Source organism: Bradyrhizobium sp. SZCCHNS1022, assembly GCF_032484835.1.
In the GTDB taxonomy this organism is placed as follows: Bacteria; Pseudomonadota; Alphaproteobacteria; order Rhizobiales; family Xanthobacteraceae; genus Bradyrhizobium.
Genome location: NZ_JAUETT010000002.1, coordinates 338,971 through 364,102, shown reverse-complemented (window position 1 = coordinate 364,102; position 25,132 = coordinate 338,971). Strand labels below are relative to the sequence as shown.

At 64.3% G+C, this 25,132-nt stretch carries 22 protein-coding genes; 9 read left to right on the top strand and 13 right to left on the bottom strand.

Annotated features, from left to right (window positions below):
- Nucleotides 1–50 precede the first annotated feature (50 nt).
- The 3 genes from QX071_RS15195 to QX071_RS15185 all read right to left on the bottom strand — a co-directional run bounded on the left by QX071_RS15195 (nt 51) and on the right by QX071_RS15185 (nt 3,928).
- A complete protein-coding gene (locus tag QX071_RS15195) occupies nt 51–1,088 on the bottom strand; it encodes a cytochrome-c peroxidase (RefSeq protein WP_315703524.1) in 1,038 nt (345 codons plus the stop codon).
- A gap of 138 nt (nt 1,089–1,226) precedes the next feature.
- Nucleotides 1,227–1,979 (bottom strand): cytochrome b/b6 domain-containing protein, encoded by a 753-nt coding sequence (locus QX071_RS15190; RefSeq protein ID WP_315703523.1) that lies wholly within the window; start codon nt 1,977–1,979, stop codon nt 1,227–1,229.
- 383 nt (nt 1,980–2,362) lie between these two features.
- Nucleotides 2,363–3,928 carry a glycosyltransferase family 39 protein gene (locus QX071_RS15185; protein ID WP_315703522.1) on the bottom strand — a complete coding sequence of 522 codons (1,566 nt, stop codon included), beginning with the start codon at nt 3,926–3,928 and terminating at the stop codon, nt 2,363–2,365.
- 350 nt (nt 3,929–4,278) lie between these two features.
- On the opposite strand from QX071_RS15185, the gene QX071_RS15180 reads away from it, so the two are divergent.
- From QX071_RS15180 to QX071_RS15155, 6 genes are all read left to right on the top strand, one after another.
- Nucleotides 4,279–5,142, top strand: coding sequence for an urea carboxylase-associated family protein (locus QX071_RS15180; RefSeq protein ID WP_315703521.1), 864 nt, complete (start codon nt 4,279–4,281; stop codon nt 5,140–5,142).
- A gap of 40 nt (nt 5,143–5,182) precedes the next feature.
- A complete protein-coding gene (locus tag QX071_RS15175; RefSeq protein WP_315703520.1) occupies nt 5,183–5,992 on the top strand; it encodes an alpha/beta hydrolase in 810 nt (269 codons plus the stop codon).
- Nucleotides 5,993–6,171: 179 nt separating this feature from the next.
- Nucleotides 6,172–7,383 carry a gephyrin-like molybdotransferase Glp gene (glp, locus tag QX071_RS15170; protein WP_315703519.1) on the top strand — a complete coding sequence of 404 codons (1,212 nt, stop codon included), beginning with the start codon at nt 6,172–6,174 and terminating at the stop codon, nt 7,381–7,383.
- A 279-nt stretch (nt 7,384–7,662) separates the two neighbouring features.
- Nucleotides 7,663–8,361: a transcriptional repressor LexA gene (gene lexA, locus QX071_RS15165; protein ID WP_315703518.1), complete on the top strand. Its 699-nt coding sequence runs from the start codon at nt 7,663–7,665 to the stop codon at nt 8,359–8,361.
- A 260-nt stretch (nt 8,362–8,621) separates the two neighbouring features.
- Nucleotides 8,622–9,062: a hypothetical protein gene (locus QX071_RS15160; RefSeq protein WP_315703517.1), complete on the top strand. Its 441-nt coding sequence runs from the start codon at nt 8,622–8,624 to the stop codon at nt 9,060–9,062.
- Between the two features lie 84 nt (nt 9,063–9,146).
- Nucleotides 9,147–9,383 (top strand): hypothetical protein, encoded by a 237-nt coding sequence (locus tag QX071_RS15155; RefSeq protein ID WP_315703516.1) that lies wholly within the window; start codon nt 9,147–9,149, stop codon nt 9,381–9,383.
- Here QX071_RS15155 and QX071_RS15150 read toward each other — a convergent pair.
- A complete protein-coding gene (locus QX071_RS15150) occupies nt 9,380–11,671 on the bottom strand; it encodes a ComEC/Rec2 family competence protein (RefSeq protein ID WP_315703515.1) in 2,292 nt (763 codons plus the stop codon). The genes QX071_RS15155 and QX071_RS15150 overlap by 4 nt on opposite strands.
- A gap of 142 nt (nt 11,672–11,813) precedes the next feature.
- On the opposite strand from QX071_RS15150, the gene QX071_RS15145 reads away from it, so the two are divergent.
- On the top strand, nt 11,814–12,020 hold the full coding sequence (locus QX071_RS15145) for a hypothetical protein (RefSeq protein ID WP_315703514.1): 207 nt from the start codon (nt 11,814–11,816) through the stop codon (nt 12,018–12,020).
- 137 nt (nt 12,021–12,157) lie between these two features.
- Here QX071_RS15145 and QX071_RS15140 read toward each other — a convergent pair whose 3' ends face one another.
- On the bottom strand, nt 12,158–13,837 hold the full coding sequence (locus tag QX071_RS15140; protein WP_315703513.1) for a glutamine--tRNA ligase/YqeY domain fusion protein: 1,680 nt from the start codon (nt 13,835–13,837) through the stop codon (nt 12,158–12,160).
- A gap of 139 nt (nt 13,838–13,976) precedes the next feature.
- Between QX071_RS15140 and gltX the strand changes: the two genes are divergently transcribed.
- Nucleotides 13,977–15,401 carry a glutamate--tRNA ligase gene (gltX, locus tag QX071_RS15135; protein ID WP_315703512.1) on the top strand — a complete coding sequence of 475 codons (1,425 nt, stop codon included), beginning with the start codon at nt 13,977–13,979 and terminating at the stop codon, nt 15,399–15,401.
- A 132-nt stretch (nt 15,402–15,533) separates the two neighbouring features.
- Nucleotides 15,534–16,838 carry a citrate synthase gene (gltA, locus tag QX071_RS15130; RefSeq protein WP_315703511.1) on the top strand — a complete coding sequence of 435 codons (1,305 nt, stop codon included), beginning with the start codon at nt 15,534–15,536 and terminating at the stop codon, nt 16,836–16,838.
- 33 nt (nt 16,839–16,871) lie between these two features.
- Here the strand turns inward: gltA and QX071_RS15125 are convergent, their stop codons facing one another.
- From QX071_RS15125 to bamA, 8 genes are all read right to left on the bottom strand, one after another.
- Nucleotides 16,872–17,207, bottom strand: coding sequence for a metalloregulator ArsR/SmtB family transcription factor (locus tag QX071_RS15125; RefSeq protein WP_315703510.1), 336 nt, complete (start codon nt 17,205–17,207; stop codon nt 16,872–16,874).
- 4 nt (nt 17,208–17,211) lie between these two features.
- Nucleotides 17,212–17,862: an SRPBCC family protein gene (locus QX071_RS15120; protein ID WP_315703509.1), complete on the bottom strand. Its 651-nt coding sequence runs from the start codon at nt 17,860–17,862 to the stop codon at nt 17,212–17,214.
- A 105-nt stretch (nt 17,863–17,967) separates the two neighbouring features.
- Nucleotides 17,968–19,161 carry a lipid-A-disaccharide synthase gene (gene lpxB, locus QX071_RS15115; RefSeq protein WP_315703508.1) on the bottom strand — a complete coding sequence of 398 codons (1,194 nt, stop codon included), beginning with the start codon at nt 19,159–19,161 and terminating at the stop codon, nt 17,968–17,970.
- Entirely contained in the window at nt 19,158–20,015 is an 858-nt protein-coding gene (locus QX071_RS15110; RefSeq protein WP_315703507.1) for an LpxI family protein, read from the bottom strand. Before QX071_RS15110 ends, lpxB begins: the two co-directional genes overlap by 4 nt.
- An 8-nt stretch (nt 20,016–20,023) precedes the next feature.
- Nucleotides 20,024–20,833 (bottom strand): acyl-ACP--UDP-N-acetylglucosamine O-acyltransferase, encoded by an 810-nt coding sequence (gene lpxA, locus QX071_RS15105; RefSeq protein WP_315703506.1) that lies wholly within the window; start codon nt 20,831–20,833, stop codon nt 20,024–20,026.
- Between the two features lie 28 nt (nt 20,834–20,861).
- The gene (gene fabZ / locus QX071_RS15100) at nt 20,862–21,320 is read right to left on the bottom strand and encodes a 3-hydroxyacyl-ACP dehydratase FabZ (RefSeq protein WP_315703505.1); all 459 of its coding nucleotides are present in this window, start codon (nt 21,318–21,320) and stop codon (nt 20,862–20,864) included.
- A complete protein-coding gene (gene lpxD, locus QX071_RS15095) occupies nt 21,320–22,390 on the bottom strand; it encodes a UDP-3-O-(3-hydroxymyristoyl)glucosamine N-acyltransferase (protein ID WP_315703504.1) in 1,071 nt (356 codons plus the stop codon). Before lpxD ends, fabZ begins: the two co-directional genes overlap by 1 nt.
- A 128-nt stretch (nt 22,391–22,518) precedes the next feature.
- Nucleotides 22,519–25,071, bottom strand: a complete 2,553-nt coding sequence (gene bamA, locus QX071_RS15090; RefSeq protein ID WP_316172016.1) for an outer membrane protein assembly factor BamA — start codon at nt 25,069–25,071, stop codon at nt 22,519–22,521.
- Between the last annotated feature and the right edge of the window lie 61 nt (nt 25,072–25,132).

Sequence of the window (25,132 nt, the reverse complement as noted above, 5' to 3'; positions counted from 1 at the left end):
TTTGTGAATCATACGTCAGCATCGGAACACTAGAAAACCGATAACCTCGATCACGGTTGCGGTCGGGGCGTGCTCACCACGCTTGGCGGAAGGATGGGGTACGTCACTTTCGGTTGTTCACCAGTCAGGCTGTCGAGGAAGGTGGTTATCTTGCTAATTTCATCGTCGGTCAGCTGAATGCCTAACTGACTGGTTCCCATCACGGCCACCGCCTGGCGCAGATCCCATGCTTTCCCGGTGTGAAAATAAGGCGCCGTCAGAGCTATGTTCCGGAGCGTTGGGACCTTGAAGACGTACTCATCACCCGGAGTTTTGCTAACCATGAAACGGCCCTTATCGGCCGGTGGCAGAAACTCGGCGCCCGGCTTCTCGACCACGCCGAACGGGGCGTACATGCCGCCTCCAACGTTGATGCCGCTGTGGCAGGCCGAGCATCCCTTGTCCATGAAGACGGCTAGGCCCGCCTTCTGCGTCGGCGAAAGCGCGTCCTGCTCCCCCCTCAGGAAGCGGTCGAACGGCCCGTTTGGCGTGATCAGCGTCGCCTCGAATACGGCGATGGCTTTTTGCGCATTAGCAAGCGTGATGGGGTCCGCCTCGCCCGGGAAAGCCTTGGCGAATAGATCGCCATAGCCCGGAATGCCTTTCAGCTGCTCGGCCACATGCGTCTTGGGCGACGCCATCTCAACCGGGTTGGCCATCGGCCCGCCGGCCTGCTGTTCGAGGTCTTTGGCTCGGCCGTCCCAGAACTGGACTTTGTTGAATACCGCATTGAGGACCGTGGGAGCATTGCGCTCGCCATGCTGCCAGCGATGACCAATTGAGGTGGGTTCGGCGTCAGCACCGCCGAGCCCGATGCTATGACACGAGCTACAGCTGATGGCGTGACTCGCGGAGAGCCGCGGGTCGAAGTATAACATCTTGCCGAGTTCGACCTTCTCGGGAGTCGCCACGTTGTCGGGCAGCACTGGTGGAGCTGTCGGGATCGGCTCGAATTGCTGCTTCGCCTTCGCCAGCAGGTCATCTTGTGCCAGAGCGGAGGATGCAAAAAGGCAGCTGAGGGATACCAACGTGACGGCTTGTCTGATCATGGCGACTGCTCCTCTGTTGTTCGCCAACAACTGCCCAAGAAAGGTGTGACTACTGGCGTTCGGCCGTCCTGCCGGACAGCGCCTTCGGCGCGAACGGCCATACTTCAAACACCCACAGGCGCCGGACTTCTTTCGAGCCTAAACGTCTTGCGGGGGACGGTTGAGAATTTTTCGGCCGGTAAACATGGCCGACGTGATGCTTCCACCCTCGTGAATTTCGGTCACGATCACCGCTATCAGATGCAGCAGAACGACGCCTGCGAGTACATAAAACGCATAGAGATGGATCGTCACGACCGGGCTTCGAAACGCACGCATGGCCTTGTAGGCGGTCTGGTCCAACGTCTCCGCGGCGAGGGGCGAGACCGTTGCCGGATCAATCCCGGCTGCGGCAACCCAACCGGCGAACCATGTTCCGAACGGCGGCCAGAATAGATCGGTGCCCGCGAGAATCGTGCCGGTCGCGGCTTGCAGCACGAGCAGCAGCAGGAGAACTGCAATTGCGAGACGTGCCGCGGGATTATGCCCGACATATTCTTGCGGCTCGCCGCTGAGAAAGGCGCTGCCGTAAGCGCGCAGTTTGCCCCAAAACCCTGAACCATAAGGCAGGATGGCGCTCCATCTGGCATAGCGGTTGCCGAAGAATGCCCAAACGAAGCGCCAGATCAAATTCAGCCCCATCACGTAGCCGAGCACGACGTGGATTTCCTTGAGCAGGATCTTGCCGTTGGCGGCGAGCCCCAACGCGTCGTCGTTCAGCAGGATAACTCCGACGATCATCAGACCGAGCACGGTGAGCGCGTTGATCCAATGGAACCACCGCGTCGGGACATCCCATACGTCGTAGGCGTGAAGGTGCTCGGCTGACGTGGACGTGGGGAGCTGCGGCATTTGCCGGACACCTGTCTCAATAAGAACGCCGCACGACTATTTGCGGGCCGCCGCCATAACCATGCGGCCTCCTTCGGTGCCATTGCGAATGGCATCGCTCGCGCGTCGGAGAAATAACATCACAAAAATCGACGAGCGCCGTGATGCAGATCAATGGGTCACTAGTGCTGGTCGAATGTTGCAACCTGGACGTGCCTCTCTCGTCTGCTTTGGGGTCAATCGCGTCGGCCCGCGTGCAGGATGACGATGTCCGATCCGGCCTAACCAGCTGAATTCCAGCAGCTCATATGTCTGCGTCGGGGAAAGAATGACGTAAGCTTCGGTCGCGAAACGAGGCCGCTCGGCTTCTGCCTGATGCAGCCTTCAGCCTCCGGCTTGCGCGATCATTTGCCGGGTTCTTCGTCTGCCTGCGCGGCCTGCGGCGGCACGATGAGCGCGACCACCCTTCTCGATACGCCGGGCATGCCCAGCAGATGGGCCTGCGCGACGAACTCGTGCCGGACGACGTTCCCGGCGCGCGCGGCGGTCTGGTCCATCCAGGCGAGGCACTCCGGCTGGTCGTGAAAGCAAAGCCCGGCCCAGCCATGCTCCAGCGTCGTCTTGCGCGGGACGGGCCAAGTGTATTGCTTGGCGAACGGTCGCGCATAATAGGGATGATCGGGACTGTAGAAGGCAGTCGCAAATGCGAGCGCATCGTCGCCGCTGACCCTGGCGAACGGAATGCCGGTGAGCTCGTGCCACAGGCGCGTGACTTCGCCGGCGATCTGAGGATAGAGATTGCGCCCTTCCTCATAGCCGTGGCTGTTGCGATAAAGCGCATGCAGCGGCGCGGCGATGACGACCGCCGCGAGCGCGATGCCTACAACGAGGACCGTCGCATTCACCGTATGGAAGCGCTCGATCGGATAGCTGGTCCCGCACACGATCAGAACGGCGAACAGGAACACGCCCTGCAGTGCCCACATGGATGGCAGATCGGTGCCCACGGTCAGCGAGGTCGCGACCGGCAAGACGATCGTGCCGATCGCGATATAAAAAAGCAGCCGCAAGCCCGGGACCATGGCCACAAAATCGCTCGGCAGCCGCCGCAATCGCGGACCGGCAATCAAAACCCAGGTGAGCGCGGGAGGGCTCATCGTCGCCGCAAGGCCCGCCACGAAGGACGTTGAATCCTGGAGTGACGTCGGCAGATCAACTCCCCCGTGCGCCGCCATCGCATAGCCGAAGGGAGCAGCTCCCGTGGTCGCGAGCCAGTAGAGATGAGGCGCAAGGGCCAGGAGGCCTGCGGCTATCGAGATCCACGGCGAGGCGGAGGTGAAATAGGCGCGTCTCGACGGATGAGCGAGGGCAGCAAGAGCGAAGCTCGCCAAAAGGAATACCGAGTAATATTTGCCGAGCATCGCGACCGCGGCCGCCAGTCCGGCCGCGATGGCCCAGATCGCGGTCCTGGTTTCGAACGCGCGCAGAAAGCAATAAGTCGCAAGCGGCCATACCGCCAGCAGCACCGCGTTGGCGTTGAAGCGTTGGGCGTGAAACTGATAGGCGGGCGTGAGCATCAGCAACAGCAGCACCAGCAGGCGCTTGTGCCCGGTCACGAACTGCCTGGAGATCAGGTCGACGGCCCACAGCGCCAGCGCCGCGTTGGTCATCGCCATCAGTTGCAGCGACCAGTCGGTGGACGGGAAGACCTGTGTCCAGGCACCGGTGACCCAGCCCATCAGCGGCGGATGCTTGGGGTTGCCCCAGGCGAAGTGCCGCCCCAGGGTCCAGGTCTCGAGAAAATCGGGATGGAGACCCGAGCCCGCATACGCGATCCACAGGTAAGCCGTCCAAACGGCTGCGAAACTGACAAGCAATAGCGGGACGGACCACCCGGCTTCGACGCCATCAAGCCAGCGGATGAAGGGACGGCGCCATGGCGCGGGGTTGAGATCTGACCGTGCGGCCATCTCTGAGAAAGTGAAATCCACGAATATACAGGCCTTAATTAGACAAAGTCCGATCGGTCCCAAACCGACCCGCAAGCGAGAGGCGAGATCGACAACAAATAGACAACAGAAGCAACATGTCCGTTGCGGATCATTCGCGTCGATCTTGGCGCTGCGACATCACGCCACATCCGGTTTGGGCCCTGCGGCCGAGCTGACTCACACACTCTGGTCGCTCGGTATATACGAAAAGCGCCATCTTGGCGGCTATGAGAAGGCCGGCTTTGGTGAATTGCTCTTGTAATTCACCGAGCCTCGATCACGGGCTATCAGTCATCACGCTGTCTCCCTGCATTGAGCGAGTGCGAACGATGCCGCCAAACGTCCCACCCGAGCCCGCCGACGCAGCCGCACGCCGTTCGGCAAGGCCGACGATCGTCTATCCTGCCGGGTCGATGCCGCGGCCCGACATGGCCGTGCTGGAAGCCACGCGCAAGACACTGGTCAAGACCGGTGAGATCGTGGTGCCGCCGCGCGATGCGCGGACGTTTCGCGTCACGCGCGGGCGGTTCTTCCGCATCGTCAGCATCGACGGCCCGCAGGTCGGCGATCTCAATCTCTGGAACGCCGACGATCTCGCCGAGCGCTTCTTCAGCGGCAAGACCCGCGCGCTGCACGCCACGCATGTCAGCACCGGCGACCGGCTCTGGAGCAGCATGCCTTATCTGAGGCCGATGGCGACCATCAGCCATGACACGCTCGGCTGGTACGGCTGGGATGCGGATGGCGCCGGTGTGCACGACGTCATCGGCACACGCTGCGATCCCTACACCAACCTGCGGTTGAACGGCCGCGTTTACGACTTCTGCTGCCATTCCAACCTGGCGCGCGCGCTCGGCGCCGAATTGAAGTCCGAGCCCGATACGGTCGAGCACCACGTGCACGACGTGCTCAACGTCTTCATGTGCACCGGCTTCACCAAGGATACGCAGCAATATTTCATGAAGGCGAGCCCGGTCCGTCCCGGCGACTTCATCGAGTTCTTCGCCGAGATCGATCTGCTCGGCGCGCTGTCGGCCTGTCCCGGCGGCGATTGCAGCGCGACCCATTCGAGCGATGCCGCCGCGTGCTATCCGCTCAAGATCGAGATCTTCGAGCCGGATCGATCAACGCTTGCCAGCTGGACGTGGCCAGCGCCGAGCGGCTACCATCGCCGCCATGGCGCGCCCGCTTAGCATCGGCGACTGCACAGCCGCACTTCCAGGATCGAAGTCGATGAGCGCACCCCGTCAAATCATCACAGGCCGCGCGCGGCTTGCTACCGATGTCGTCGGTCACGGCCAACCGGTCGTCTTTCTGCATGCTGCGGTTTTCGACCGCATGATGTGGCGCGCGCAAGTGGATGCCATCAGTGCGACGCATATGGCGATCGCCTATGACCGTCGCGGCTTTGGCGGGACTGCCGCGGAGAAGGAAGGCCATTCTCAAGTGGCGGATTTGCTGGCGGTGATAGACACCGTCGCAAGCGGCACGCCTGCGATCCTTGTCGCCTGCTCACAAGGCGGACGAATCGCGCTCGACTTCGCGCTTCGTTATCCATCCCACGTCCGGGCGCTGGTGCTGGTCGCGCCATCGGTCAGCGGCGCGCCCGAACCGGTCTATCTACCCGCAATCGCGGATCTGATGACACAGCTTGCGGAAGCCGAGGCGGCCTGCGATTGGGATCGAGTCTGCGCGATCAAGGCCCACATGTGGCTGGACGGTCCACTCCAAGCCGAAGGCCGCGTTGCCGGTGAGCTGCGCCGGCTGTTCATCGACAAGAATGCCATTGCGCTGCGGTCGCCGCCGATCGGTGCGAACCTCGATGCGACGCCCGCCTTCCCGTGCCTCGGCGAAATCTCCTCGCCCTCGCTCGTGATCTGGGGCGACCTTGATTTCCCTCATATTCAAGAGCGAAGCCGCCTGATGGCAGCGACGATGCCGAACGGATCGGGACGCGAATTGACCGGCACGGCGCACCTGCCGAGCCTGGAGCGGCCAGCCGAGGTGACCGTCCTGCTCACGGAGTTTCTCGCGCGACTGTGAGTGAGCATCTGCAGACAACGTCTGACGATACCTGGAGGGCGAAGCAGCGGCGTATCTGGGCGGCCACCGATCGACTGTCCTGACGGCCCTGCCGCCGAAGCGCTTGGCCTTGCATCGAAGCTTCGATTAGAAGGCGGAATCGGTCGGCGCTGCGCCGGCCTGTTCGGAAGGAACTCTTCATGGCCCTGATGCCGGTCTCTGATGCCTTGGCCTTGGTGCTCGACGGCGCCGCGCCGCTGCCGGAGGAAAAGGTCGCGCTGGACCAGGCCTATCACCGGGTGCTGGCGCGGGACGTCGCGGCGCTGCGGACCCAGCCGCCGCAGCCGATGTCGGCGATGGACGGCTATGCGGTCCGCGCCGCGGATGCCGACCGCGCCCGCGCCACGCTCAAGGTCATCGGCGAGATCGCGGCCGGCCGGCCGTTCGATCGCACGCTCGGGCCCGGCGAGGCCGCGCGCATCTTCACCGGCGGCGTCGTTCCCGACGGCGCCGACGCCATCGTGATCCAGGAGGACACGATCGCGGATGGCGACCACGTCACCATCACCGAAGCGGCCAGGAAGGGCCGGCATATTCGCCCGGCCGGCGCGGATTTCCACGAAGGCGACGTGCTGCTCAAAGCCGGCCGACGCCTGAGCGATCGCGACCTGTCGCTCGCCGCCAGCATGAACTATCCCGAGCTCCCGGTGCACCGCCGCCCCAAGGTAGCGCTGCTTGCCACCGGCGACGAGCTGGTGATGCCGGGGTCGAATCCCGGTCCCGGCCAGATCGTCTATTCCAACGGCTACGCGCTGCGCGCCCTGGCGCGCGCCGAGGGCGCAGATCCCATCGACCTCGGCATCGCCGCCGACACGCTGGACTCGACGGTCGCAGGCATCCGCCGCGCGCGCGAGGCGAAAGCCGACATCCTGATCACGACCGGCGGCGCCTCGGTCGGCGATCATGATCTGGTCAAGCAGGCGCTGGACGCCGAGGGCGTGGACATGGCGTTCTGGAAGATCGCGATGCGCCCGGGCAAACCGATGATGCATGGACGGTTGGGCCAGATGCGCGTGATCGGCCTGCCCGGCAATCCCGTCTCCTCCTATGTCTGCAGCCTGTTGTTTCTGGTGCCGCTGATTCGGAAGCTCGTGGGCTTGGCTCAAATCCACCCTGCCCGCGAGACTGCGCTGCTCGGCCGCGACCTCGCCGCCAACGACGTCCGCGAGGACTATCTGCGCGCGCGGCTCGAGGTGCGCGCCGACGGCGCGCTGGTCGCAACGCCGGTGACGCATCAGGATTCCTCGCTGCTCGGCAACCTCGCGCTATCGCAGGCCCTGGTGATCCGCCCGGCTTTTGCGCCCGCGGCAAGTGCCGGCTCCGTCTGCGAGATTCTGAGGCTGCCAGACTAAACAGGGTGCAGCTGCCAAATATACCGCCAGGGATCTCGCAGCTATTTTGCGGGCATCGAGCAGGCATCTTGCGCACCACCTTCATTGCAAATTAATGATTGCAGAACACATATCGAACAGATAGTGTCCGTTCATGATTTGTTTCGAAGATGTTGCGGGCGCCGCGAACTGAGGACGTTTCGAACGAGAACGCTTCAAACGAGAACGTCTTGAACGAGAGCGTCTTGAACAAGAACGTCTCGGGCGAGAACGACACATCAACCTGGGGATCTGGTCGAGATGCTGACGCGCAAACAGTACGAACTTCTGCGGTTCATCAACGAACGTCTGAGGGAAGCTGGCGTGCCGCCCTCCTTCGATGAGATGAAGGACGCACTCGATCTGCGCTCGAAGTCGGGCATCCATCGTCTGATCACCGCGCTGGAAGAGCGCGGCTTCATCCGCCGCCTGCCCAATCGCGCGCGCGCCATCGAGGTGATCAAGCTGCCCGAACTGTCCCAGGCGGCGAACAACCGGCGTGGCTTCACGCCGTCTGTCATCGAAGGTAATCTCGGCAAGGTGCGCACCAGCACGCCGGCGATCGACGAGGGCGATCGTCCCGTCGCCGTCCCGGTGATGGGCCGCATCGCTGCGGGCACGCCGATCGAGGCGCTGCAGACGCGCAGCCACACCATCAGCGTCCCGGCCGACATGCTCGGCTCCGGCGAGCATTATGCGCTGGAAGTCCGCGGCGACTCGATGGTCGATGCCGGCATCCTCGATGGCGACATGGCGCTGATCCAGCGCAACGACTCCGCCGACACCGGCGACATCGTCGTCGCGCTGATCGACGATGAGGAAGCCACCTTGAAACGTTTCCGCCGGCGCGGCGCCTCGATCGCACTGGAGCCGGCCAACACCGCTTATGAAGTCCGCATCCTGCCGCCCAACCGCGTCAAGATCCAGGGCAAGCTGATCGGGCTGTACCGCAAGTACTGATCGTCACGCGCGCGAACTGGATCGCGCGCAATTTGATCTGACGCGTTGGAGGTCTCTTCCGACGGCGCTGATGATGATTGCACTTCGATCGCGATGCAACACGCTCAAACGCTTGTGATCGCGAAGCGCCGTACGGGGTGCAGATCAGCGCAGAATTGCCGTCAAGCACGCGCTAACATCGTTCCTGATGTCCACTCTGATAGAGGCCTGCGCCTGTCCGGGGGGAGCGTGGGTTGCTATCTCGAACGAGGAGCGATCCGATGTGTGACTATAGCCTGCATGCTGTTGCGTCCCGCCCGGCGAAAGTCGGGGAAACGCTGATCTCGACGACGTTCCGCGGAACCTCGACCCGCGGCTTCGCCTCCGAGAGCGAGCCGAATGTCGCCGTGTGTATGCTGCCCGGGACGGAATTGGCGTTTGCCGACGACGTTCGCTACGACAGCCGCTGGATCTGGACCCGCACGATCCGCGACCGCGTGGCCAAGTTCAACACGATCGAGAAGCATGTGCCCGATCGCCACCATGATGCGATCGAGTTCGCAGATGGTCGGCATGTGCTGGTGACCCAGCTCTGCGAGGGACAACGCGTCACCGTGCTGCAATTGCCCGCGACCAAGCAGCCGGCCGAGCGCAGGCCGCTGGGCACCGAGGCTTCGAGCAGCAGCGAAACGACGCCGGTGCGGCGGATCTCGATCACCTGAACTGAGAAGCGCAACGGATGCGAAGACAAATGGGAACATTCGGCCCTCGGCGGAAGTTATGGTTCGCCGGGGGGAGAATGGCCCGTGGTCAACAAGATCAATTGGCAAAAGGCCGGGCGCATCACTGAGCCCGGTCGTTACATATTCACGTTCGGATGGCTGACCGTGACGGCCGACGATATCGCGGTCTGGCAGCAACATCCCGATGCGCTGTTCACCCTGGTGGAGCTTCCACCGCCATCGCGAAGCCCGTCGGATGGCGACGAGGACGACGACGCATCCGAATATCATCTCGGCACGTTCGAACTGCCGGATTGCTAATCCACCGCCCCCTGCTCCGCCTCCGGCGGCGTCGCGTCCTGGGATCTTGGCGCCGGCGAGCGCGGCGCCAGCGTTGCCTGGAAATCGCCCGCATCGGGAGCAGCCGGCCACCACGGCCGCTGCGTGCCGTTGGGCCGGACGGCCTCGACCGCAAAGCCGTCGCCGCGCCGCGTGAGGGCCAGTCCACCCTGATGCTGCAGCCGGTCGCGATCTACCACTAAGGCCGTGCAATCGGGCGGCGCTTGCCTGACTGTCACGACCAGTGCGGCCCGCGCGCAATCGTCCTCCAGGGCCTCGGCGCGCAGCGCGAGCGAGACGAAGCGGCCATCGGCAAGCGGCACCACGCAGCCGGCGTCATCGCAGGACACGCCGTCGCCGAGCGAGCTATCGGCCGGCGTTCGCGCATCGGCATCGGCGGCGAGCCATTCCTGAGCAAGGAAGGCGTCCTTACCCGTCCGGATGAGATGCAGCCGGCCCTCGCGGCCGCGCACCGCGACGTTGCGGCCATCGGCGGAGATCAGCATGTCCGGCTGCGGCGTCATCAGCGCCCAGAGAATCGAAGCCGCAAGCAGACCCGCGCCGCTCCAACGCAGCGGCGTGCGCAGCAGACCCATCAGGATGAGGCCAAGACTTGCGGCGATCACGGGACCGATGCCGAACGCATGGATGCGACCGACCGCGCCGGGCAGGTTTGCCACCCAGCGCGTCACCGCGATCATCCAGTCGATGCCCCATCCCATCAGCGACCAGAACGGACCGTCGAGCCCGAGCGGCGCCGCGAGCAGTCCCAGCAATCCGGCCGGCATGACCAGAGCGGAGACCACCGGCATCGCCGCGAGATTGGCGAGCACGCCGTAGGGTGTCACGCGATGAAAATGAAACGCGGCATAAGGCGTGGTCGCGAGCCCCGCGATCAGCGAGGCCAGCAGCAGCATGGCCAGTTCGCGGCCGCCCCATAGTGCGATGCGCGCTGTCGTCGAACTGTCGGGCGTCGCGAACAGATGCGGCAGCCCGAGTTGTACCAACGCCACCAGGCCTAAGGTCGCGGCGAACGACATCTGGAAACTGGGGTGCACCAGCGCCTCCGGCGCGATCGCTAGCACGATCATCGCGGCGACAGCGAGCGTGCGGAAGGTGATGGCGCGGCGATCGACCAGCACGGCGATCAGCACGACGGCGGTCATGTAGAAGGACCTTTGGGTCGCGACTTCCGCGCCCGACAGCAACAGATAGAAGGCCGCGGCGACAAGCGCGGCGGCAGCCGCCCACTTCTTGATGGGGTGGCTGACATGAAGCCCCGGGATCAGCGCCAGCAGCGCGCGCACGGCAAAGAACACCACGCCGGCAACGACGGCCATGTGATAGCCGGAGATCGACAGCACATGGCCGAGCCCGGAGATGAACATGGCGTCGTTGACCGGCGTCGTAATGGCGTCGCGGCGGCCGGTCAGTAGCGCGGTTGCGATCGCGCGCTCGTCGCCGTCGAGCCGGGCGCGGATGCGCGCATCGATGGTGTCGCGCAGGCCCTGCATGAAGGCGGCATAATGCAGGCCGAAGCCGCCATCCTGCGGCGGGGCAACCGTCTTGATCGCGCCCATCACGAAGCCGGAGGCACCGATGCTCTGGAAAAACATGTCGCGCGAAAAGTCGTAAGAGCCCGGCCGAAGCGGCGCGAGCGGTGGCAACAGGCGCGCTTTGAGCTGCACGAAGCTGCCGACGTCGGGCGCCATGCCCTTCCGTACGGATAGCCGCACCCGCGCCAGCGTGATCTCACCACGCGCGGTTTCCATCTCGGTCACGCGCAGCACGAAACGATCGGTGCGCTCGCGGATGTCGCGGGTCTCGACGAAGCCGGACAGCGTGACCGAAAACAGCGGTCGGGCCAGCACGGTGTGCGCGAGCCGCGCCGTCCGGGCTGTCGCGACGGCAAAACCCGCGGCGACCGCAGCGATCATCACCGCAGCCGGAAACAGCCGGTGACGCCGCAAGACAAACGCTCCGGCAGAGATCATCAGCGCGAGCACTGCAGCAACCCACAGCACCGGCTCGTGATCGGCAGCGAAATACAGCGCGATCCCGGCGCCAAAGGCGACCGGCACCCACGGCAGCAGCCGCCCTGCCGCGGCCTCGGCGTGCGCCCAGGCCTTCAGTCTGGCGAGCAGCGACGACCATGTCGGGGTATCGGCAAGATAGCCGCCGGCCTGCGCCGCCCGTCGCGGCGGCCAGACATCCGCAATGCTGCCGGCAAAGCCGCGCCCCCGGCTTGGCGGCCGGTCCGGCTCCGCCATCGCACTCGCACTCCCTGAACGGGCGAAAGGCTACTGGAAGCTGCAAGTCGACGGCTAGCAGAACAGAACGAGAATCTCCGAAATGGCACCACCACCTCAAGAAAGGGTGGAACTTTCTCCTCGCTCGGCAGTTGTTGGCGCCATGATCGACCAAGCCAATCCGTTCGCCGATCTCGGGCTCGAGCAGGCGATCCATCTGCGCTGGGCCCTGCGCGACATCAGGGCGCGGCGCCTGTCGCTGTCACCGGTCAATGACGACGATCTGCGGCTCTTGACCGAACGCGGCCTCGTCGAGGTCGAAGATGGCGTCCCCGTGCTCACCCAAGCCGGGCAGGATACGCTCGAATGAGCGCGAGCGTCTGATTCCGGCCGCTGCGCGCAACCGGCCACGCGATCTCGGGCCACGCGATCTTGGGCCGAGCCATTCGTCACATGCAACCGCCGCGAAATGACGGCGGCGATCAGTGTCGGCGATAAGTCTCGTCTTCAGCCCTTCGCGACTTCCTTGGCAAAGGTGTCGCGCAAGCCGATCGTGCGATTGAACACGAGCTTGTCCGGCGTCGAGTCGGGATCGCGCACGAAATAACCCTGCCGCTCGAACTGCATCACCGCGTCCGAATTGGTCTCCGCGATCGCCGGCTCGATCCGCGCATCCTTGAGGATCTCGAGCGAGTTCGGGTTGAGGTCGGCGGCGAAGTTCGCCGCGTCGGGCGCGGGATTAGCGAACAGCTGATTGTAGATGCGGATCTCAGCGGTGCGCGACTGCGCCGCCGGCAGCCAGTGCATGGTCGCCTTCACCTTGCGGCCATCGGGGGCGTTGCCGCCACGCGTTGCAGGATCGTAGGTGCAACGGAGTTCGACGATCTCGCCGGCGGCGTTCTTGATCACCTCGCGGCACTTGATGAAATAGGCGTAGCGCAGCCGCACTTCCGTGCCGGGCGAGAGGCGGAAGAACTTCTTCGGCGGGTTCTCCATGAAATCGTCCTGCTCGATATAGAGCTCGCGGCCGAAGGCGATCTTGCGCGTGCCGGCGGAGGGATCATCGGGGTGATTGATCGCCTCGATCTCCTCCACCTGGCCTTCCGGATAGTTCTCGATCACCACCTTCAACGGCCGCAGCACGGCCATGCGACGCAGCGCCGTGCGGTTGAGCTCCTCACGGATGCAGAATTCCAGCATGCCGACATCGACGATGCTGTTCGACTTGGCGACCCCAATACGCTTGACGAATTCGCGCACCGCGGCCGGCGGCACGCCGCGACGTTTCAGCCCCGCGATCGTCGGCATGCGCGGATCGTTCCAGCCGGCGACATGCCCCTCCTGCACCAGCCGCGTCAGCACGCGCTTCGACAGCAGCGTATAGGTCAGGTTGAGGCGCGCGAACTCGTACTGGTGCGGATGCGAGGGCACCGGCAGCTTGTCCAGGAACCAATCGTAGAGCGGCCGGTGGTCCTCGAATTCCAGCGTGCAGATCGAATGGCTGATGCCCTCGATCGCGTCGGACTGGCCATGGGCGTAATCATAGCTCGGATAGATCGACCATTTGTCGCCGGTGCGCGGGTGGTGCGCGTGCAGGATGCGATAGAGCACGGGATCGCGCAGATTGATGTTGCCGGCGGCCATGTCGATCTTGGCGCGCAGCACGCGCGCGCCATTGGGGAATTCCCCCGCCTTCATGCGCCGGAACAGGTCCAGATTCTCCTCGACCGTGCGGTCGCGGAACGGGCTGTTCTTGCCGGCCTCGGTCAAGGTGCCGCGGGACAGCCGAATTTCCTCCTGCGACTGATCGTCGACATAGGCGAGGCCGGCCTCGATCAGCCCTTCCGCCCAGCCATAGAGCCGCTCGAAATAGTCGGAGGCATAGAACAGGTTCTGGCCCCAGTCGTAGCCGAGCCAGTGCACGTCGGCCTGGATGGAATCGATAAATTCCTGCTCCTCCTTGGCCGGGTTGGTGTCGTCGAAACGGAGATGGCAGCGGCCACCGAACTCCTGGGCGATGCCGAAGTTGAGAGCAATCGACTTGGCATGGCCGATATGCAGATAGCCGTTCGGCTCCGGCGGGAACCGGGTCACGACCGTCTTGTGCTTGCCGCTGTCGAGATCGGCCTGGACGATGTCGCGGATGAAGTCGCGCCCTGTCTCAGCCGTCGTGTCTGTCGTCGTCATCAAACCCTGTCCTGCTTCGGATGTCGCGAGACTATGTGCCAAATCCGCAATCCCCAAGGAAGGCTTTAGTTATGCGCGGGTCCTGCTATACACCCCCCGCCTCTACGCCACCGCCCGGAAACTGCTGTCGCTGCCGCCCATGACCCAACCCATCGTCACGCGCTTTGCCCCCTCCCCGACCGGTTTTCTCCACATCGGAGGCGCCCGGACGGCCCTGTTCAACTGGCTGTATGCGCGCGGTCGCGGCGGCAAGATGCTGCTTCGAATCGAGGACACCGACCGCGAGCGTTCGACCAAGGAGGCGATCGACGCCATCCTGGACGGGTTAACCTGGCTCGGGCTCGATTGGGACGGCGAGGTCATCTACCAATATAGTCGCGCCGCGCGGCATCGCGAGGTCGCCGAGCAGCTGCTCGCCAGCGGCATGGCTTACCGCTGCTATGCCACCCCCGAGGAGCTCGCCGCCATGCGCGAGAAGGCCCGCGCGGAAGGCCGCACGCGCCTCTATGACGGCATGTGGCGCGATCGTGATCCGAAGGATGCGCCGGCAGGCCTCAAGCCGACGATCCGGCTGCGCGCGCCCCTGACCGGCGAGACCGTGATCGAAGACCAGGTGCAGGGCCGCGTGGTCTGGCAGAACGAGAATCTCGACGATCTCGTGCTGCTCCGGGGCGACGGCAATCCGACCTATATGCTGGCGGTTGTCGTCGACGACCACGACATGGGCGTCACCCACATCATCCGCGGCGACGATCATCTGATCAATGCTGCGCGCCAGAAGCAGATCTACGATGCGCTGGGATGGGACGTGCCGTCGATGTCGCACATCCCGCTGATCCACGGGCCGGATGGCTCGAAGCTCTCCAAGCGCCACGGCGCACTCGGCGTGGACGCCTACCGCGCCATGGGATATCTGCCGGCAGCGCTGCGCAATTACCTGGTGCGGCTCGGCTGGAGCCATGGCGACCAGGAGATCTTCTCCACCGAGGAGATGATCAAGGCATTCGACCTTCCCGCGATCGGCCGCTCCGCCGCGCGCTTCGATTTTGCCAAGCTCGAAAACCTCAATGGGCATTACATTCGCCACACCGACGATCAGGCGTTGGTGGGCATGTTCGAAGACGTCCTGAACTATGCGCCGCAGGGCGCGGCGCTGAAGCCCAAGCTCAACGACACGACACGCGCCCAGCTCATGGCGGCCATGCCGAGCCTGAAGGAGCGCGCCAAAACGCTTTTGGAGCTCATCGACGCCGCGGCCTTTATCTTCGCGGAACGGCCGCTCCCGGTCGATGCCAAGGCCGCGGCACTGTTAACACCTGATAACCGGGCCCTGATCGGACGGCTCTGCCTGGCGCTTTCCGCCGTCGAGCCCTGGAGCGGCCCGGCCACGGAAGCCGCATTGCGCCAGTTCGCCGAGGCCAACGATCTCAAGCTGGGCGCCGTCGCGCAGCCACTGCGCGCCGCGTTGACCGGACGGACCACCTCGCCCGGCATTTTCGAGGTGCTGGCGGTGCTCGGACGTGATGAATCCTTAGGCCGACTTAAGGACCAGGTTACCTCATAAGGTCGCATTTACCCCCATCTTGCAGCGCACAGGGCAATACGATACGCATTTGCGCGGCATGCACTAGAAAAGCTCACTCGCCCTGCCATCTAGATGAAAAGGGCGCTCAACGATCTCATCGGGGACAACACGATGGACGCAAAATCCAGCACGAAAACCGCCACGCTCACCGTCGGCAACAAGACCTATGATCTTCCGATCCTGAGCGGCAGCGTGGGCCCCGATGTCGTCGATATCGGCAAACTCTATGCCCAGACCGGCATGTTCACTTACGATCCGGGCTTCACCTCGACGGCGAGCTGCCAGTCCAAGATCACCTATATCGACGGCGACGCCGGCGTGCTGCAATATCGCGGCTACCCGATCGAGCAGCTGGCCGAGAAGGGCGATTTCCTCGAGACCTGCTATCTGCTGCTGTACGGGGAACTGCCGACCAAGGCGCAGAAGCAGGATTTCGACCACCGCGTCACGCACCACACGATGGTGCACGAACAGATGGCCCGCTTTTTCCAGGGCTTCCGCCGCGACGCCCATCCGATGGCGGTGATGGTGGCCTCCGTCGGCGCGCTGGCTGCGTTCTATCACGACTCCACCGACATCAACGATCCGCAGCAACGCATGATCGCCTCGATGCGGATGATCGCGAAGATCCCGACGCTGGCGGCGATGGCCTACAAATACACGATCGGCCAGCCCTTCATGTATCCGAAGAACTCGCTCTCCTTTGCCGAGAACTTCCTCTACATGTGCTTCGGCGTTCCTTGCGAGGAGTACAAGCCGAACCCGGTGCTCGCCGACGCGCTGGACAAGATCTTCATCCTGCACGCCGACCACGAGCAGAACGCATCGACCTCCACGGTGCGCATCGCCGGTTCCTCGGGCGCCAACCCGTTTGCCTGCATCGCGGCCGGCATCGCCTGCCTGTGGGGCCCGGCGCATGGCGGCGCCAACGAGGCCGCGCTGAACATGCTGGCCCAGATCGGCACCGTCGATAAGATTCCGGACTTCATCGCCAAGGTGAAGGACAAGAACAGCGACGTGCGCCTGATGGGCTTCGGCCACCGCGTCTACAAGAACTACGATCCGCGCGCCAAGATCATGCAGAAGATGTGTCACGCGGTGCTGAAGGAGACCGGCCACGCCGACGATCAGATGCTGAAGGTCGCGATCGAGCTGGAAAAGATCGCGCTGAGCGACCCCTACTTCATCGAGCGCAAGCTTTACCCGAACGTCGACTTCTATTCGGGCATCACGCTGAAGGCGATGGGCTTCCCGGTGTCGATGTTCACGGTGCTGTTCGCGGTCGCCCGCACCGTGGGCTGGATCAGCCAGTGGAGCGAGATGATCGAGGATCCGCAGCAGAAGATCGGCCGTCCGCGTCAGCTCTTCACCGGCGTCACCACCCGCGATTACGTCGAGATCGAGAAGCGCAAGTAAGCCTCCCGCAAGACTCCATTCGCAACGGCGCCGTCAGTCCTGACGGCGCCGTTTTCGTTTGCCCCGCGCGACCTCGGTCGCGAGCGCATCGAGCTTGGGCAACCAGAACGTCCGGAAACGGTCGAGCCATTCGTCGACCTCCTTGAGCCGGCCGGGCTCGACGGTGTAGATGCGCCGCGCCCCCTCGGCGCGCACCGAGGCAAAACCGGCATCCCGCAGCACCCGGAGTTGCTGCGACACCGCCGACTGGGTGATGCCGAATTCGCGCTCGATCACCCTGACGATATCGCCCGAACTGTGCTCGCCGCTCGCGAGCAGCTCGAGGATGCGGCGCCGGACCGGATCGCCCAGAATATCGAATGCGTGCATTGCTTTACGGACCTGATGGCTCCGGCTCGCCGCAATAGAAGGCGCTTGTCCGCGCTGCAGCCGCCTTTGCGGCATCCGCATGCGTACCGGCTCTGATCGATGCCTCCCCCCACGCTTCGCTGCTCGCTCGCATGTAGGCCTTGCCCTCGTCCGAGGTGGACCAGGTCATCGCCTCGGCGCGATCGAAAGCTGCGCCGGCCGCGAGGTACAACGCCAATCCCAGCAAACCAAGATCCCATCCCACGCCGACCGCACCGGGGCCGAAGCGATCCCACATGGCCTGGTCAAGCGGAGAAATATGCTCAAGCTTGAGCCTGGTGCCGGCAACGCCATCGTCCGACAAGGCCACAGTGAGCCAGCTCGTGCCACCGCCATATTCCCAGGTCACCGATAAGAGCCGCGGCGGCTCGCAGCGCGTGATCTCACCGCCGGCATTGCCCTCGAACTGATAGCGGCCACCGAGACGCAAATCGCCGGAAACCGGTAAGAACCAGCGCGGAATGCGTTCCGCGTTGGTCAGGGCGTCCCACAAGTCCTCGATCGTGGTGTCGTAGTTCCGCGTCGCGACCACGACGCGAGCCGGCCGGCCCTGGTGCTCGCGGCTTGAGACCTCGCGCACCACGGCTCCGACGTAGGCGACAGGATCGATCTTCATGACAACCTCCCGGGAGATATTAGACATGAGTCATATTAGACCAATCTAATATGTTTTGCCAGCAGAGTCGTCTCCGGTCCGATGCCGCTGCCCTCCAAGAAAGACCTAAGTGACCCGCCGGCCCTGGTGCATCACCTGCAGCACGATGTCGGCGGCGCGCACGCTCGGTGATGCCGCACCCGTGGCCATGATCTGATCGAGCCGGGCGAACGCTTCGGTCTGGCGCATGCGCGCCGGACCATCTGCCAGCACCTCCGCCAGCGCCGGCGCGAGATTGTCGGCCGTGCAGGCCTCCTGCAGATATTCCGGGATCACGTTGTCGCCGATTACGAGATTGGCGAGGATGACGGACCGGACTCGGATCACGCGGCGCAGGATGAAGGCCTCGACCTCGCCGACGCGATAGGCGGTCACCATCGGCACGCCCGCGACCGCGAGCTCCAAGGTCACGGTGCCGGATTTCGCAAGCGCCGCGCGCGCGCTTCTGAAGGCGGCGCGCTTCTCGGCCTCGCCGGTGACGATCTGCGGCGCGACCGGCCAGTCCGCCAGCCCCGCCCGCACCGTGGCTTCGAGATGCGGCGTGGTCGGCAACAGCGCCTCGAAGGCCACGCCGCGCGCGCGCAGCGCTTCGAGCGTCCGGCCGAACACGGGGAGATGGCGTGCCACCTCGCTGCGGCGGCTGCCCGGCAGCACCAACAGCACCGGCGGCTGCGCTGCGCGTCGTGCCTGCTCGTCCGCATTCGGCCGCAGCACCGCAAGCTGCTCGATCAGGGGATGGCCGACATAGCTGCACGGCGGACCATTGAGCGTCCGATAGGCGTCCGGCTCGAACGGCAACAACGCCAGCACGTGATCGACATAGCCGCGCATTGCGCGCGCCCGGCCGGGCCGCCACGCCCACACGGTCGGCGAGACATAATCGACGATCGGGATCGCAGGATTGCGGGTGCGGACGCGCCGCGCCACGCGATGGGTGAAATCGGGGCTGTCGACGATGACGAGGACGTCAGGCGATGCCGCGAGGACCGCATCGACCGTCCGATCGATCAGCCGCAGGATCTTCGGCAACTGTTTCAGAACCCCCGAGAAGCCGACGATCGACAGCTCCTCGATCGCAAACCACGACGCCAATCCTTCCCGCGCCATGCCATGGCCGCCGACGCCGGAGAATTCGACGGCATCGCCAAGACGCTGACGCAGCACCTTCATCAGGCTGGCGCCGAGCCGGTCGCCGGATTCTTCCGTTGCGATCAGGCAGATCTTACGCAAGGCCGGCCCCGCGGATGCCCGCGTCATCATGCCACCACACCGGTCACGAACAGCCCGGCGCGATCGGCGGCTGCAAGCATCTGCTCAGGCTCGGCAAGCAGCGTGTTTTTCGCGGCGACCGCTATGCCGGCAAGCCCCGCGGCTGCGGCACCTTCCACCGTTGCGGGGCCGATGGTCGGCAGGTCGAAGCGCAGATCCTGGCCGCTCTTCGGCGCCTTCACCAGCACACCGCGCTTGAGCCCGGCACGAATGCGTCCCTGCGCGCGCAGCCGCGCCACCCGCGCCAACAGCCCATCGGTGCCCTCGATATCCTCGACCGCCACGACATGGCGATCGATCACGACCACAGCTTGCCCGATATCGAAGGCGCCGAGTGCCTGCAGGACGGCGCGGCCCCGGGCGATATCGGCCGCAGCGGCCTGGTCAGGCGCAGCGCGCGTCAGGCAGCCCTCCGGAACGAGCAGCTCGGGCGCGACATCCTTGATGCCGAGCATGCGAAGGCCGTGGCGCTCGAAGATGCGGCCGATGCCCGACAGCAGATGATCGTCGCCGCCACGAAACGAGCCCAGGATACGCGGCAGCTCGCGCAGGGTGCCGAGGTCGATCCGGATTTCGGAGAGCGAGGGACGGACCAGGCTGCCGATGAACAAGAGGTCGCGGCAGCCTTCCGCGTGGAGCAGCTTCACCACGCGGCCGATCTGGCCGAGCGCGATCCAGTGATGGCGGAAGCGCGACAGCGGCGCCGGATCGCACACCCCTTTCAACGCGAACAGGACGGGCGTCAATCCGCGCGCGACCATCGCATCGGCGACCGCGAACGGCATGACGCCGCCCGCGGCAATCAAACCGACCGGCGAGGCAATCTGCACGGTCCCGTCGGTCATCAGCCGCCTTAAGCCTCAGCTGGGGATGCACCGACTTCGGGAAGGCAGAGCGGACGGTGCTTGCCGCCGTCGATGAAGGCGAGGATCTCCGCAATGGCCGGATCTTCGCCGGCCAGCGGGCGCACGCTCGCGAGGCGTTCGGCGAACACGCCCGGACCGTGGAAGAGCTTCTGATAGAAGGCGCGGACCGTGGCCAGCCGCTCGCGGGTGAACTTGCGGCGCCTCATGCCGATGATGTTCAGCCCTTCCAGCGCGGCATATTGGCCGTTGACGAGGCCGTACGGAATGACGTCGCCGCGCACGCCGCAGACGCCGCCGACCATGACGCCGTGGCCGATCCGGGTGAACTGGTGCACCGCCGACAGGCCGCCGATATAGACGGCGTCGCCGACTTCGACGTGGCCGCCGAGCGTCGCCGAGGTCGCGAAGATCGCATCGTTGCCGACCATGCAGTCGTGGGCGACATGGGCGTTGTTCATGAAGAAGCCGCGGTCGCCGATCTTCGTCAATCCACCGCCCTTGGTGGTGCCGATGTTCATCGTCACGCCTTCGCGGATGGTGCAGCCGGAGCCGATCACGAGCCGGTGCGGCTCGCCGCGATAGCTCAGATCCTGCGGCGCGCCGCCGAGCACGGCGAAAGGCGAGATCACGTTGGCGTCGCCAAGTGTCGTATGGCCCATGATCTGGACATGGGAGATCAGCTTGCAGTTGGCGCCGATCACGACGTTCGGCCCAATCACGCAATAGGGCCCGATCACCGTGCCGTCGCCAATGATGGCGCCGTCTTCGACGCGCGCGGTGGGATCGATCTTGCTCATGGGAACTCAACCAAGCCTTGTCGGACCATCAGTCGGTCAGCATCGCGCCGACGTCGGCTTCCGCCACCGTGACGCCGTCGACCTTCGCGTCGCCGTGGAACCACCACATGGTCTTCCGGCGGCCGATTGAACGCATGTGATATTCGATGGTCTGGCCCGGCAGCACCGGTTTGCGGAACTTGCACTTGTCGATGGTGAGGAAGTAGACCGCACGCGGCTTCTCGGTGCCCTCGACGGACTTGATGCCGATCACACCTGCGGTCTGCGCCATGCCCTCGATCATCAACACGCCCGGATAGACTGGCCGCTCGGGAAAATGGCCCTGGAAACAGGGCTCGCCGATCGAGACGTTCTTGACCCCGATGCCGCTATAATCGGCGCGGATGTTCTTCACGCCATCAATCAGGAGAAACGGATAGCGGTGCGGAAGCGTCTTGAGGATCTCATTGATGTCCACTTCCGCAAACCTGATGGGTGACTCCTCCATCACTCCTGTCCTTCGTCCTTCGGATTCGTCGCAGTCATATCCCGCACCAGCCGTTCCACCGCAACGATCTCGCGGAACCATTGCTTGGTCGGCTTGGCGAAATGGCCACCCCAGCGCCCGTTCGGCGGGATATCGTCCTTGACCGCACTCATCGCGGTCACCTGGGCTCCATCGCCGATCTTGAGGTGATTGTTGATTCCGACCTTGGCCCCAAGCGCAACGTTGTCTCCGATCGTGAGGCTTCCCGCCAGCCCGATCTGGGCGGCCAGCAGGCAATGCCGGCCGATCGTCACATTGTGGCCGATCTGGACCTGGTTGTCGATTTTGGTGCCCTCGCCGATCACCGTGTCGCGCAGGCTGCCGCGGTCGATGGTCGTGCCCGCGCCGATCTCGACATTGTTCTGGATCAGCACCCGCCCGGTCTGCGGCACCTTGAGATGGCCGTCCGGGCCGAAGAAGAGAAAGCCATAGCCGTCCTGTCCGATGCTGCAGGCGGGATGGATCAGCACGTCGTTGCCGATCAGCGCGCATTGGATGGCTGTCCGCGCCCCGACATTGCAGTCGCGCCCGATCTTCACGTGCGGCCCGATCACGGCGCCAGCCCCGACAATGGTGCCCGCCCCAATCTCGGCATGAGCCCCGATCACCGCCAGCGGCTCGACGACGACGCCGTCTTCCAGCCGTGCGGTCGGATCGATGATGGCGGACGGCGCGATCCCGTCGTAGCCGAACCAGTTTTGCGGCCGCAGCGCATCCTGATGCAGCTGCCGGGCGAGCTGCACGAACGCCCGGAACGGCTGGGCGATCCGCAGCACCGCGACATGCGCGGGCACGCTCGCCTCGAAACGCGGGCTGACCAGGCAGGCTCCAGCCTTGGTTGCCGTCAGCTGATCGACGTATTTGAGATTGTCGAAGAAGGCCAGGTGCATGGGACCGGCCTCGTCGAGCGAGGCAAGGCCGCTGACGACCTGCTCCCCTCGCGACGAATCGACGAGCGTGGCCTTGGTCGCGGCCGCAATCGCGGCCAGCGTCATCGGCGGTGGTTTTTGAAAGAAGCTCGGCTGGGCCATTCCATCCGTCACGGTACGATAACAGCCAAAAAAGATCAGAGCTCGGCCCCGGTGTCCCGAAGCCGAGCTCAATCTACACCATCGGCGCGTTATTCACGCGAAAGCGTATCGGGTCAACCCACCCGGGGTCAGAAGGTGGTACCGCCGCCGAACCGGAATTCCTGCACGCGGTCAAACTTGCCCTTGGTGAGCGGGACGGCGTAGTCGAAGCGCAGCGGACCGAACGGCGACTGCCACACCAGACCGACACCGACCGAGCTTCTGACCGTGTTCTGGTCGTCATACACGAGGCCAAGGCAGGTTCCCGGATTGGCTGGGACCGTCCCGGTCGCCGGCGTCGGCCGAATACAGCCGGACACGTTGACTTCGCCGGTCTGCGCCCAGGAGGTCGGTCCCTGATAGCCCCACAGACCGCCGGCGTCAGCATAGACCGCGCCCTTCAGGCCCACTTCCTTGGGAAGGAACCAGAATGGCATCTGCAATTCGAGCGAAGCGCCCCAGTACTTGGTGCCGCCGATCGCATCCTGGGTTCCGAAGGGGTTGATGTCACGCGGGCCGATGCCGTTCGGGGCGAAGCCGCGGACCAGGTTCGGGCCCATCTGGAAGTGATCGAGCATGCGAAGCTCGGTGTTGCCGATCTTGTTCAGAATACCGCCCTGGAGATGGACGATACCGACAATGTCGGACACCAGCGGCGTGAAGTACTTCGCATCAAGCGCGGTCTTCAAATAGGAGACGTCGCCGCCGACGCCCGCGAAGTCCTGCTTGAAGTCGACCAGCAGGCCGTCGGTCGGGTTCTTGTTGTTGTCGAGGGTGTTGTAGGAGAGCGTGTAGCCCAGCGCCGAGGTCAGCGTGCGGCCGTTCGCCAGCTCCTTACGCACCGGCAGCGAAGCTTCGCCGTCCAGGAAGCAGCCCAGACCATTGCTTCCGGCCAAGCTGATTCCGTTGAGGTTGGCGAAGGCCGGGGTCGGGTTGAAGGGAATCTGGCCGCTGCCACCGTTGATGTCGCTTCTGTTGTTACAGTTCGCGAGCGTCGTCGGCAGTGTGATCTCCTGCTGGTAGATCGAGTAACGTACCTGCAGCGAGAGATCTTCGCGGAGCTGGAACCCGAGCCGCGGACTGAAGCCCAGCGTCTTGGTGCCGTAAGAGATGAAGTTGTTGGCGAGCTGCTGGCGCTGATAGAAGTCGAGGCCGAGCGCCACTCGATAATCGAGCAGATAGGGCTCGACGAACGACAGCGAATAGCCGCGGGCGAACTGACCATAGGTCACGGCCGCCTTGGCGAACAGGCCACGGCCGAGCAGGTTACGCTCGGAGATCGAGACCTCGGCAAGTGCGCCGTCGGTCGTCGAATAGCCGCCCGAGACCGAGAAGTCGCCGGTGGACTTCTCCTCGAGATCGACCACCAGGATCACGCGGTCGCTGGAGGAGCCGGGCTCGGTCGTGATCTTCACGCTCTTGAAGAAGTCGAGGTTCTTCAACCGCCGCTCGGCGCGATCGACCAGCGCACGGTTGTAGGCATCGCCCTCGGAGATGTCGAACTCGCGGCGGATCACGTAATCGCGGGTGCGGGTGTTACCGCGGATGTTGATCCGCTCGATATAGGTGCGCGGGCCCTCATCGATCGCGAACACCACCGACACCGTATGGGCCTCGAAATTGCGGTCGCCACGCGGACGCACGACGGCAAAGGCATACCCCCGCCGCGACGCCTCGATCTGCATCTCCTCGACCGACTTTTCGACGTTCTCGACGTTGTAGAGCGAACCGACATTGACGCGCGAAAACGAACGCAGCGAGTTGGGATCGAGCGTCGAGATGGACGACTGGAAGTCGACCGACGCAACCCGGTACTGCTGGCCTTCCTCGATCTTGAAGGTGACCAGGAAGCCCTTCTTCTCCGGATCATATTCGGTGAGCGCCGCGACGACCTGCACGTCGGCATAGCCGTGCTTCAGGTAGAAGCGGCGAATCAGGTCACGGTCGGCCTCGACGCGATCTGGATCGTAGACGTCGTTGCCGCCCAGGAAGCTCAGGATGTTGGTTTCATGCGTCTTGATCACGTCCTTGAGGCGATAGGACGAGAACGCGTTGTTGCCGACGAATTCGACCGCCTTGACCCCGGTCTTCGGGCCTTCCTCGATCGTGAAGATCAGGTCGACGCGGTTGTTCGGCTGCTCGATGATTTCGGGGGTGACGTGGACGTCATAGCGGCCCGAACGGCGATAAATCTCGGCGATTCGGGAAGCGTCCGACTGCACCATGGGGCGCGAAAAGGTGCCGCGCGGCTTCGACTGCACCTCGGCCGAGAGCTGTTCGTCCTTGATCTTCTTGTTGCCCTCGAAGGCAACGCGACCGATCACCGGGTTTTCCACCACGGTCACGACGATACGACCGCCCTGCCGGTTGATCTGCACGTCCTGGAACAGGCCGGTCTCGATCAAGGCCTTGAGGCCGTCATCGATTCGTCCCGCATCCAGCGTGCCGCCCGGTCCAGGCTTGAAATAAGAGCGAATGGTCTCGACCTCGACGCGGCGATTGCCGACGACTTCAATCGAATTCACCGTCTGTGCGGCTGCCGGCGACGATACGACCACGTTCGCCAGCGGAATAGCCACCGGCACGGCGAACATGATCAGAGCGGCCAGCATGCCCCCCCGCACTCGCAATCCAAACTTCATGCGCAACGCGCCCTTATCATTCCGTTGTCGGCCCCATACCCCTACAGAACCGACAGATTCC

Excerpts from the sequence above, each read along its gene's own strand:
- bamA (WP_316172016.1), bottom strand. The coding sequence starts at position 25,071 with ATGAAGTTTGGATTGCGAGTGCGGGGGGGCATGCTGGCCGCTCTGATC.
- gltA (WP_315703511.1), top strand. The coding sequence starts at position 15,534 with ATGGACGCAAAATCCAGCACGAAAACCGCCACGCTCACCGTCGGCAAC.
- lpxD (WP_315703504.1), bottom strand. The coding sequence starts at position 22,390 with ATGGCCCAGCCGAGCTTCTTTCAAAAACCACCGCCGATGACGCTGGCC.
- QX071_RS15175 (WP_315703520.1), top strand. The coding sequence starts at position 5,183 with ATGAGCGCACCCCGTCAAATCATCACAGGCCGCGCGCGGCTTGCTACC.
- glp (WP_315703519.1), top strand. The coding sequence starts at position 6,172 with ATGGCCCTGATGCCGGTCTCTGATGCCTTGGCCTTGGTGCTCGACGGC.
- QX071_RS15195 (WP_315703524.1), bottom strand. The coding sequence starts at position 1,088 with ATGATCAGACAAGCCGTCACGTTGGTATCCCTCAGCTGCCTTTTTGCA.
- QX071_RS15190 (WP_315703523.1), bottom strand. The coding sequence starts at position 1,979 with ATGCCGCAGCTCCCCACGTCCACGTCAGCCGAGCACCTTCACGCCTAC.
- gltX (WP_315703512.1), top strand. The coding sequence starts at position 13,977 with ATGACCCAACCCATCGTCACGCGCTTTGCCCCCTCCCCGACCGGTTTT.
- lpxB (WP_315703508.1), bottom strand. The coding sequence starts at position 19,161 with ATGATGACGCGGGCATCCGCGGGGCCGGCCTTGCGTAAGATCTGCCTG.
- lpxA (WP_315703506.1), bottom strand. The coding sequence starts at position 20,833 with ATGAGCAAGATCGATCCCACCGCGCGCGTCGAAGACGGCGCCATCATT.
- QX071_RS15150 (WP_315703515.1), bottom strand. The coding sequence starts at position 11,671 with ATGGCGGAGCCGGACCGGCCGCCAAGCCGGGGGCGCGGCTTTGCCGGC.
- QX071_RS15160 (WP_315703517.1), top strand. The coding sequence starts at position 8,622 with ATGTGTGACTATAGCCTGCATGCTGTTGCGTCCCGCCCGGCGAAAGTC.
- fabZ (WP_315703505.1), bottom strand. The coding sequence starts at position 21,320 with ATGGAGGAGTCACCCATCAGGTTTGCGGAAGTGGACATCAATGAGATC.
- lexA (WP_315703518.1), top strand. The coding sequence starts at position 7,663 with ATGCTGACGCGCAAACAGTACGAACTTCTGCGGTTCATCAACGAACGT.
- QX071_RS15120 (WP_315703509.1), bottom strand. The coding sequence starts at position 17,862 with ATGAAGATCGATCCTGTCGCCTACGTCGGAGCCGTGGTGCGCGAGGTC.
- QX071_RS15140 (WP_315703513.1), bottom strand. The coding sequence starts at position 13,837 with ATGACGACGACAGACACGACGGCTGAGACAGGGCGCGACTTCATCCGC.
- QX071_RS15110 (WP_315703507.1), bottom strand. The coding sequence starts at position 20,015 with ATGACCGACGGGACCGTGCAGATTGCCTCGCCGGTCGGTTTGATTGCC.
- QX071_RS15185 (WP_315703522.1), bottom strand. The coding sequence starts at position 3,928 with ATGGCCGCACGGTCAGATCTCAACCCCGCGCCATGGCGCCGTCCCTTC.
- QX071_RS15180 (WP_315703521.1), top strand. The coding sequence starts at position 4,279 with ATGCCGCCAAACGTCCCACCCGAGCCCGCCGACGCAGCCGCACGCCGT.
- QX071_RS15145 (WP_315703514.1), top strand. The coding sequence starts at position 11,814 with ATGATCGACCAAGCCAATCCGTTCGCCGATCTCGGGCTCGAGCAGGCG.
- QX071_RS15125 (WP_315703510.1), bottom strand. The coding sequence starts at position 17,207 with ATGCACGCATTCGATATTCTGGGCGATCCGGTCCGGCGCCGCATCCTC.